We start from the raw sequence: 9,583 nt of genomic DNA on the forward strand, positions 1-9,583 counted from the left end.
TTTCTGAAAGCCAATGGCGTGAGCGCAACCATCGCCAGCGGCGACACGAGAGAGTCCATCGTGCGCGTGATCTGCGTCCGGAAGTAAGCGCTATGTGCGCGTAAAAGTAAGCTCGTTTCCCGGACGCAGAGATTAAGCTTCCGCCTACTCTGCCGTCATCCTGAGGTGCCGTCGCGAAGCGACGGCCTCGAAGGATGCGCCGCAGGCGCCCGTGGCCGGATCCTTCGAGGCTCGCCAAGAGGCGAGCACCTCAGGATGACGGTGACATACCGGTATCATACGGCATCATCAAAATCACACGCCCTATCCATACCAACTACACTTCGCAATCGATCGGGCACGATTTTGCTAACTAAACTTTACTACGCACGTCGCGCAATGGCGTTGCGTTGCGTTTTACGTCATGATCGTGACACTGCTGATTCGGACGTTGCTGCGATTTGCGCACATCCTGCCAAGCGCGACCGATGCGTCCAGCCAAGAATAGTCCGTCGCGCCAAGCGACGTCGGATCGCTCTGGCGCACATCCCGTTCCGCGACTGATAGTTCGCGATCAACAGCTAAGGACTTTATTATGCAGACCATCGTACTCGCCACCCAAAAGGGCGGCAGCGGCAAAAGCACGCTTGCCATCGGGCTCGCGCTGGCCGCGATGCAGGACGGCCATACCGTTCGGCTGATCGAAACCGATCCGCAAGGCACCCTGTCGAACTGGAAGCGGCGCCGCGCCGAGGCCGAGCCTAGCGTCGAGCCGGTCGCTGCCGCCTGCGAAATCGAGCAGCGGCTGGAAATCTTCGACCGCAACGGCGTCACGCTGACGGTGATCGACACCGCTGGCGGCGTCAGCGACCTCACCACCGCGGCGATCCGCGCCGCCGACCTGTGCCTGATCCCGGTGCGGCCGAGCCTGATCGACCTCGAGGCCGCCGCGCCGACGCTGCGGCTGGCGCGGTCCTGCAACACCGCCTTCGGCTTCGTGCTGAACCAGACGCCGGTGCGCGGCCAGCGCCTCGACAACGCCTCGACGGCGCTCGACGAGGGCGCCCCGCTGCAGAGCATCAGCGCGCTGGCGCAGCCCTGCATCGTGATGCGCAACGACCACCAGGATGCGCTCGGCCGCGGCCTCGCGGTCGGCGAATTCGCGCCATCCGGCAAATCCGCGGAAGAAATCCGCGGGCTGTGGCAGTGGGTCTCGAACAGGCTCGGCCCGGTCGCCCGCGCCGACGCGCAGGGCGTGGTATTCGACGCCAACGCGCCGGACACGGTACCGACGATGTTCCCGCTGGGCCGGACCGAAGAGACGGCAACCGTGCCGGAAGACAGCACGCTCGACCGCCGCTAGTTGACGCGGCCGGCCGGCGGCGCGAAACTTTTGCGCCGCCGGCGCGTCTATTGTCGAGGCGCAACTGCGCGGCGACAATGGCGTAGGGGTGTGTCTTGCACGGCAGTCAATCGAAAGAATCCGCCCCGCAGGAGCCCGGCGTCGTCGCAAGCAGCGTTTACGCCCACGGCACCCGGGTGGCCGATATCGCCATCGAGGAGGCCAAAACGTGGTCGCACAAGCCCGGCCATGTGGTGTGGATCGGGCTGCTCGAGCCCAGCGCCGAACTGCTGGAGCGGGTCCGTGCCCAGTTCGACCTGCATCCGCTGGCCATCGAGGACGCCGCCAAGGCGCACCAGCATCCCAAGGTCGAGCAATATGGCGAGGCGCTGTTCATCGTGGCGCGCACCGCGCAGATGGTCGATGGCGTCATCGGCTTCGGCGAGACCCATATCTTCGTCGGCCGCGGTTATGTGGTCTCGGTGCGGCACGGCGCCTCGACCTCCTACGCCGCGGTGCGCAAGCGCTGCGAGGCCTGCCCGACCTCGCTGACCAACGGCGAGGACTACATCCTCTATGCGATCCTGGATTTCATCGTCGATAACTACCAGCCGGTGATCGAGGCTATCCATACCGAGGTCGAGCAGCTCGAAGACCGCGTGCTCCGGCGCATGCTGCATCAGTCCGAATTCGAACATCTCTACAGGCTGCGCCGCGAGCTCCTGAAACTGCGCCGCGCCGTCGGCCCGCTGCTCGACGTCTGCCACCGGCTGGAGCATTCCGCGGTGCTGCCTATCGACCCCGAGATGAAGCCGCTGTTTCGCGACGTGCTCGACCATATCAAGCGCGCCCAGGAAGACATCGACTCCTTGCGCGAAGTGCTGGCCTTCGCCTTCGAGGCGAGTCTCATGTCCGGCCAGTCGCAGCAGAACGAGATCACCCGGCGGCTGGCAGCCTGGGCCGCGATCCTCGCAGTGCCCACCGCGGTCGCCGGCATCTACGGCATGAACTTCGAGCACATGCCCGAGCTGAAGTGGGAGTACGGCTACTATCTCGTGATCGGCGGCATCGCCTCGCTGTGCGGGTTTCTGTATTTGAGGTTTCGGCATTACGGGTGGCTGTGAGATAGTTGTCGCTTAGTGCCGCTGCTCTTCCCCTCTCCCCTTGTGGGAGAGGGTGGCCGCGCGTAGCGCGGTCGGGTGAGGGGTAGCCACAAGCTCCGAGCCAAGTACCCCCTCATCCGACACGGACTTCGTCCGTGCCACCTTCTCCCACAAGGGGAGAAGGGACGATGGAGCCGTGAGGTCGCGAAAGAGGCTCCGCCGGACTATGGTTCGCCCCCCGCCACCCTACCCTTCACCGCATTGGCAAACGCGTCGTAGCTGACGCCGCCGGTGGCATCCTCCCGGACATGCTTGTGCACCCGCGCCTTAAGCTCCGCGACAGCCTCCGGCTGCATCGCCGCGATCGCAGGCTTCACCGTGGTGCCCGAAGTCGAGGCCGCCCAGAAATCCTCGAAGTCGATAAATTCTCGCGTCACATCGATGCGGCGGGTTTCGATCTGCTCGAGGCCGGCGTCGCGCCATAGTTTCTGCAGGCTGTCGATCCGCGACGCGTCGGGGTTCGGCGGCGGCGCCGGCGCAAAGCCCATGGCGCGCAGCTCGCGCATCACCGGCTGCAGCGGAAATCCGCCGCCCTCCATGTCCCAGGCATAGGCCGCTACGACGCCGCCCGGCGCCACCACGCGCGCCATCTCGGCCACCCCGCGTGCAGGCTCCGGCACGAAGAAGATCACCAGCGCCATGGTCGCGGCGTCGAACGCGTTGTCGGGAAACGGCAGCGCCATGGCGTCGCCCTGATGATAGCTGACCATCGCGGTACCAGGCCGGGTGCGCGCATAGCCGAGCTGGCCGTCCGAGGGATCGACGCCCTGCACCTCGCGCGGCGCCAGCCGCGCCACGATCAGCTCGGTGAAGGCGCCGTTGCCGCAGCCGACATCGACCCAGGCAAGGCCCGGCGGCGGCGCCAGCCAGTCGAGGAAGATGTTGCCGGCGAGATGGCTCCAGACCCCCATCATGCGCTCATAGGCGGCACCGTCGTTGAAGCGGATGGAGGCGTCGTTCATGTCTTGGTCTCACCTTGAGCGGCCGGGTGCCGGCCGCGGAGACCGATAGCATGTTTCAAGGCTGGCCGCGCCTATGCCAGGCGCGGCCGCAACTTTGTGGCTTGGTCGGGTGCATCTCAGGATGCGTCGACCTGCTCCATCTGCGCAGCGTTCATGCGGCCGCCGAGCACCGTGATGCCGGAAAGCGCGGTTGCGATCTCGCGCAAGTCTTCCGGCGTCAGCGTGACGGCCAGCGCACCGAGATTCTCGTTCAGGTGATCCATGTTGCGGGTGCCGGGGATCGGAACGATGAAAGGCTTCTGTGCGATCAGCCACGCCAGCGCGATCTGCGCAGGCGTCGCAGCCTTGTTCGCCGCGACCTTCGCAAGCAGGTCGAGGATCGGGCGGTTCGCCGTCAGGTTTGCGGCGCTGAAGCGCGGGAAATCTGCGCGCATGTCGGCCTTCTGATCGAAGCTGGCGTGGGCATCCAGCCTGCCGGTCAGATAGCCCTGTCCGAGCGGCCCCCACGGCACGAAGCCGATGCCCAGCTCCTCGCAGACCTGCAGCACGCCGTTGCGCTCCGGGCTGCGCTCCATCAGCGAATACTCGGTCTGCACTGCCGACACCGGCTGAACCGCATGCGCGCGCCGAATGGTTCTGGCGCTGGCCTCGGAGAGACCGAAGTGTAGTACCTTGCCCGCCTGAACGAGATCCTTGACCGCGCCGGCGACATCCTCGATCGGCACGCCGGGATCGACGCGGTGCTGGTAATAGAGATCGATGCGGTCGGTCTTCAAACGCTTCAGCGATTCCTCGACGACCCGCCTGATGCGTTCCGGCCGGCTGTCGCGGCCCATGTCACCGTCGGTCGCGAAGCCGAACTTGGTGGCGATCCTGACCTGGTCGCGGATCGGACCGAGCGCTTCGCCGACCAGTTCCTCGTTGACATGGGGACCGTAGACTTCGGCGGTGTCGAAGAAGGTGACGCCCTTGTCGTGGGCGGCGCGGATCACGGCGATGCCCTGTTTCCTGTCCGCCGCCGGCCCGTAATTGGCGCTGATGCTCATGCATCCGGCTCCGAGGGCCGAGACTTCCATCGTTCCGAGTTTGCGCATCTTCATGGTTGCTCCTGCCTCGCGAATGGCGTGGTTGATTGTTGTCGATTGCTGCGATGAGGCGGCCCACGCCCGTGGCCCGACCGGCATCGCCGCGCCGACCAGCGCGGTCCGCATCAGAAATTCACGACGGTCGAATCCGCGACGCGGTTCGACGGCTGGTTCGTTCGCCTGCTGTTGTTCGTCCATGGATGGCCCTCCCGGCTCTAACGATGGAGCATCGCCACGCGGTTTCCCTGACGGCACCGCTGGGGAGAAGATGGCGACGCCAGTGCAATCGATTAGAGCGGGAAGTCGTCTAGGGCTTATCGATTTGGTGCATGAATAGGCAGCGGGTCGGGTTCAGAGCGCCGACTTCACGTGCGGTAGCGCAGCGCCTCGACGAGTGCGGCCAGCGCCGGCGTGATCTGGCGGCGGCTGGGATAATACAGATGGAAGCCCGCAAACGGCGGACACCAGTCGTCCAGCACGCGCAGGAGCCGCCCGGCCGCGATGTGGTCGGCGGCCTGATAGTCGAGGACCGGCGCCAGGCCCAGACCTCCCAGCGCGCCGTCCAGCGTCAGGTCGGAGTCGTTGGCGACGAAGTTACCCTCGACCCGAATTGACAGCGCACGGCCCTTGCGTTCGAACTCCCAGGCATACAGGCCGCCGGCCTGGCCCTCGCGGTAGTTGATGCATCGGTGGGACGCCAGGTCCTGCGGCGTCTTCGGCTTCGGATGGTCCACGAAATACTGCGGGGATCCGACGATCGCCATGCGGATGTCCGGCGAGATCCGCACGGCAATCATGTCCTGGTCGATGCTCTCGCCGAGCCGCACGCCTGCGTCGCATCCAGCCGCCACGATGTCGGCGAAGCTTTCGTCGCTGACCAGTTCCACTCTCACGTCCGGATAGGCCGCCAGAAACGGCGGCAGCGCCGCCATCACGAAGCCGGCGGCGGGCTTCGGCACGCTGATCCGCAGATTGCCCGACGGCTTGTCCCGCAGCTCACCGAGCGACGCCAGGCCGGCCTCGATGTCGGCCAGCGCGGGGCGCAACATGTGCAGCAGCCGCTGGCCCGCCTCGGTCGGCGCGACGCTGCGCGTGGTCCGCGCCAGCAGGCGAACGCCGAGCCGCCGCTCGAGCACGCCCATGGCGTGGCTCAGGGCCGATTGCGACATGCCAAGCGTCGCCGCCGCGCGCGTAAAGCTGCCGGCTTCGGCGACCGCCTGAAAGGCCGCGAGATCGTTGAGCTGGTTGCGTTCCATTCATGCAATTTTTGCATAAAGCGCGGCCGATTGCACGGCCCGCATTGCCACGAACGCAACGGCCTTCAGAGCCCCGTCATCTGCTCCAGCTTGTCGGGGTACCGCGTGCCCTGCACCGTGATCTTCGCCGCCGCCTCATCTATCTCGACGAGATCGCCCGGCGTCAGAATGACATCCGCCGCGCCCAGATTTTCCTCCAGCCGGTGCAGCTTGGTGGTGCCCGGGATCGGCACGATCCACGGCTTTTGCGCCAACAGCCAGGCCAAAGCGATCTGCGCCGTGGTGGCATTCTTGCGCGCGCCGATGCGGCCGAGCAGATCGACCAGCGCCTGGTTGGCCTTGCGCGCTACCGGCGTGAAGCGCGGCAGGATATTGCGGAAGTCGCCGGACACCAGCGTCGTGGTCTCGTTCATCGCGCCGGTCAGAAAACCCTTGCCGAGCGGGCTGTAGGGCACGAAGCCGATGCCGAGTTCTTCGAGTAGCGGCAACACTTCCGCTTCCGGCCCGCGCGTCCACAGCGAATACTCGCTCTGCAGCGCGGTGACCTTCTGCACCGCGTGCGCCCGGCGGATCGTCTTCGCGCCGGCCTCCGACAGGCCGAAATGCTTCACCTTGCCGTCCGCGATCAACTGCTTCACCGCGCCCGCGACGTCTTCGATCGGCACGGCCGGATCGACGCGGTGCTGATAGAACAGGTCGATGGCCTCGACATTCAGCCGTTTCAGCGATGCTTCCGCCACCGCGCGGATATGTTCGGGCCGGCTGTCGAGTCCGACTTGCGCGCCCGTCGCGGGATCGAGTTTGAAGCCGAACTTGGTGGCGATGGTCACCTTGCCCGCGAACGGCGCCAGCGCCTCGCCAACCAGTTCTTCGTTGATGAACGGGCCATAGACTTCGGCGGTATCGAACAGCGTGACACCGCGATCGACCGCACCGTGGATGAGTTTGATCATCTGGGCCTTGTCGGCCGGCGGGCCATATCCAAAACTCATGCCCATGCAGCCGAGGCCGATGGCCGAGACGTCGAGGCCGCTGTTGCCGAGTTTGCGCTTCTGCATTTCATGATCCCTGGTTGCTGCTTCAACGGATTTAGGGCATGCCGGCCATGTCGATTAGAGGGTATAATCGGCATGAACTTATGAGATGGACGAATAAATGGCCCGTCCCCCGATCGACGACCTCGTGGCCTTTCTGGCGGTGGCGCGGGAGCGCAGTTTTACCCGCGCGGCGGCACAGCTCGGCGTGTCGCAATCGGCGCTGAGCCACACCATTCGCGCCCTTGAGGAGCGCCTTGGCGTGCGGCTGCTGACCCGCACCACCCGCAGCGTGGCGCCGACCGAGGCCGGCGAGCGGCTGGTCCGCACCGTCGGCCCGCGGCTGGAAGAGATCGACGCCGAGCTGGCTGCGCTGACGGAATTGCGCGACAGGCCCGCCGGCAGCATCCGCCTTACCGCGGGCGAGCATTCCGCCGAAGCCGTGATCTGGCCCGCGCTCGCAAAACTGTTGCCGGAGTATCCGGACATCAAGGTCGAGCTGGTGGTCGATTACGGCATGACTGACATCGTCGCCGAGCGCTTCGATGCTGGCGTGCGGCTCGGCGAGCAGGTGGCGAAGGACATGATCGCCGTGCGCATCGGTCCGGATTTTCGCATGGTGGTAGTCGGCGCGCCCGGCTACTTCGCGAACAGGCCGAAGCCCAGGAAGCCGCAGGACCTAACGGGCCACGACTGCATCAACATCCGGCTGCCGACCTATGGCGGCATCTACGCCTGGGAATTCGAGAAGCGCGGGCAGCCGCTCAAGGTTCGCGTCGAGGGGCAACTGGTATTCACCCACATGGCGCTGCGCCTGAAGGCTGCATTGGCCGGGCTGGGCCTGGCCTATTTGCCGGAGGACCTGGTGCAGGGCCACATCGCGGATGGCCGCCTGATGCAGGTACTGTCCGACTGGTGCGCGCCGTTTCCCGGCTATCACCTGTACTATCCAAGCCGCCGCCAGCCGGCGCCGGCATTTGCATTGCTGGTGGAGGCGCTGCGGGTGCGGGGATGATGAGCGGCGGCGGCGCTTCCCTCTTCACCGCGCGAAGCGAAGCTTCGCTAGGTGGGAGAGGGAAGAAGAGACCGCCTACAGCGGCATTCGCAAATCCAGCGGCGCGCTTGGCAAAAATTCGCCCGCATAGGTCCGGCGATGAATCTCCTCCGGCGACGCGCCCGCCGCTCGCGCCTCAAGTAGCAGATCGCCGTCGAACGCCACACCGATCGGATTAGCGGCGAATTCCGCAGAGGTCTTCATCCACTGCGTCGAGCGCTCCCAGTCGCCAAAGGTGTCGCATTGCAGCTCGACGCTGTTGCCGTCCGGATCGACGTAATAGATCGACAGCGTCATGCCGTGGTCGAGCGACATGTGCGGCACGATGCCGTCCTCTTTCAGCCGCCCATAGGTGTCGAGCAGCGCGTCCATGTCGGCGAATTCGAACGCTGTGTGATGCAGCCCGGTATGCGCCAGCTTGGCGGGATCGTCGGATATCGCCGGGCTGGTGAGCAGCGCCAGTCGGTGGTTGGCGCCGTCATTGCTCAGCCAGGCGCCGCCGGGGAACGCGAAATGCACCGTCATGCCGGCGACGATGCCGTACCAGGCGACCATGTCCGGCAGCCGCGTGGTCTTCAGCGTGACGTGATGCAACTGGGGCACGTGCGTGGGATAGCTGGTCATCGGATCCTCCTGATGGCGCCGCGCGTCATGCGGCCTTGCGCAGGCATGGGGGTATTATCGTCCAGCGGTGTGGCGGATTCCAGAGGCAACGCGGCAGCGGTGACCGGGCACTTGTCGCCACACACCCAGCCGTCATCCTGAGGCGTCGCCGCGCAACTGCGGCCTCGAAGGATGCACCGCAAGCGCCCGTGGCCGCATCCTTCGAGGCTCGCCGAGGACGGCGAGCACCTCAGGATGACGACGACAGAGATGAAGTCATTTTACTTCTGGCACTTCGGGCACCAGAACGTCGAACGCCCGTTCTGCACGAAGCGTTTGACGATGCCTTCGCAGCCATCCGTCTTGCAGGTCTCGCCTTCGCGGTCATAAACCTGAAACGAATGCTGGAAGTAGCCGAGCTCGCCGGAGGTCTGGCGATGATCGCGCAGCGACGAGCCGCCCGCCTTGATGGCGAGATTGAGCACGTCGTGGATCGCTCCGACCAGTCGCACCGTGCGATCGGTGGGCTCGCCTTTTTTCGTCGCCAGCGTCGCGGCCAGCCGTCGCGGCGACAGCTTTGAGCGAAACAGCGCCTCGCAGACATAGATGTTGCCGAGCCCCGCCACCGTGCGCTGGTCGAGCAGCGCGGCTTTCAGGCTGGTCTTCTTGCCGGCCAGCGCCCCCGCCAGCATCGCAGCATCGAAGGCGTTGCCGAGCGGCTCCGGGCCGATGTCCTTCAGGAACGGCTCCTGCTCGATATCCTTGCGGGCAAAGATCTTCATAAAGCCGAAGCGGCGCGGGTCGTTGTAGATCACCGATGTGCCCGACGACATGTGGAACACGACGTGATCATGGGCGCGATCGTCGCTGCGCGGATGGTGGAACGCGCCGGGCGCGGTGGCGGCCTGGTCGGACACCACCCGGAACGAACCGGACATCCCCAGATGCATCAACAAAACGTCACCGGAAGACAGATCCGCCAGCAGGTATTTGGCGCGCCGCGACAGGCTGGTGACGACCTGGCCGTCGAGCCGCGCCAAAAAATCCGGCTGCAGCGGGAATCGCAGGTCCGGGCGGCGCGCTTCGGCGCGCAAAATGGTGGCGC

Annotated in this window: 9 protein-coding genes; 3 read left to right on the forward strand and 6 right to left on the reverse strand. The window is 65.6% G+C overall.

Translation table 11 applies throughout. The annotated features are described in order from the left end of the window. Positions 1-574: 574 nt before the first annotated feature. Positions 575-1,342 (forward strand): ParA family protein, encoded by a 768-nt coding sequence (locus JWR89_RS02655; RefSeq protein WP_299711481.1) that lies wholly within the window; start codon positions 575-577, stop codon positions 1,340-1,342. Positions 1,343-1,437: 95 nt separating this feature from the next. Continuing rightward, positions 1,438-2,445, forward strand: a complete 1,008-nt coding sequence (gene corA / locus JWR89_RS02660) for a magnesium/cobalt transporter CorA (protein WP_299711483.1) — start codon at positions 1,438-1,440, stop codon at positions 2,443-2,445. Between the two features lie 203 nt (positions 2,446-2,648). Here corA and JWR89_RS02665 read toward each other — a convergent pair whose 3' ends face one another. The 4 genes from JWR89_RS02665 to JWR89_RS02680 form a co-directional block, all read right to left on the reverse strand. Continuing rightward, positions 2,649-3,446: a class I SAM-dependent methyltransferase gene (locus JWR89_RS02665; protein ID WP_299711485.1), complete on the reverse strand. Its 798-nt coding sequence runs from the start codon at positions 3,444-3,446 to the stop codon at positions 2,649-2,651. Between the two features lie 116 nt (positions 3,447-3,562). Beyond that, positions 3,563-4,546 carry an aldo/keto reductase gene (locus JWR89_RS02670; protein WP_299711500.1) on the reverse strand — a complete coding sequence of 328 codons (984 nt, stop codon included), beginning with the start codon at positions 4,544-4,546 and terminating at the stop codon, positions 3,563-3,565. A 350-nt stretch (positions 4,547-4,896) separates the two neighbouring features. Further along, entirely contained in the window at positions 4,897-5,787 is an 891-nt protein-coding gene (locus JWR89_RS02675) for a LysR family transcriptional regulator (RefSeq protein WP_299711487.1), read from the reverse strand. 65 nt (positions 5,788-5,852) lie between these two features. Further along, the gene (locus JWR89_RS02680; RefSeq protein WP_299711489.1) at positions 5,853-6,845 is read right to left on the reverse strand and encodes an aldo/keto reductase; all 993 of its coding nucleotides are present in this window, start codon (positions 6,843-6,845) and stop codon (positions 5,853-5,855) included. 97 nt (positions 6,846-6,942) lie between these two features. On the opposite strand from JWR89_RS02680, the gene JWR89_RS02685 reads away from it, so the two are divergent. Next, positions 6,943-7,836, forward strand: a complete 894-nt coding sequence (locus JWR89_RS02685; RefSeq protein ID WP_299711491.1) for a LysR family transcriptional regulator — start codon at positions 6,943-6,945, stop codon at positions 7,834-7,836. 75 nt (positions 7,837-7,911) lie between these two features. Here JWR89_RS02685 and JWR89_RS02690 read toward each other — a convergent pair whose 3' ends face one another. Both JWR89_RS02690 and mutM read right to left on the reverse strand, forming a co-directional pair. After that, a complete protein-coding gene (locus JWR89_RS02690; protein ID WP_299711494.1) occupies positions 7,912-8,499 on the reverse strand; it encodes a VOC family protein in 588 nt (195 codons plus the stop codon). 260 nt (positions 8,500-8,759) lie between these two features. After that, positions 8,760-9,583: bifunctional DNA-formamidopyrimidine glycosylase/DNA-(apurinic or apyrimidinic site) lyase (mutM, locus tag JWR89_RS02695; RefSeq protein WP_299711497.1), on the reverse strand; the 824-nt coding region annotated here is incomplete at its 5' end.

It is taken from the genome of Tardiphaga sp., assembly GCF_028290785.1.
GTDB lineage: Bacteria > Pseudomonadota > Alphaproteobacteria > Rhizobiales > Xanthobacteraceae > Tardiphaga.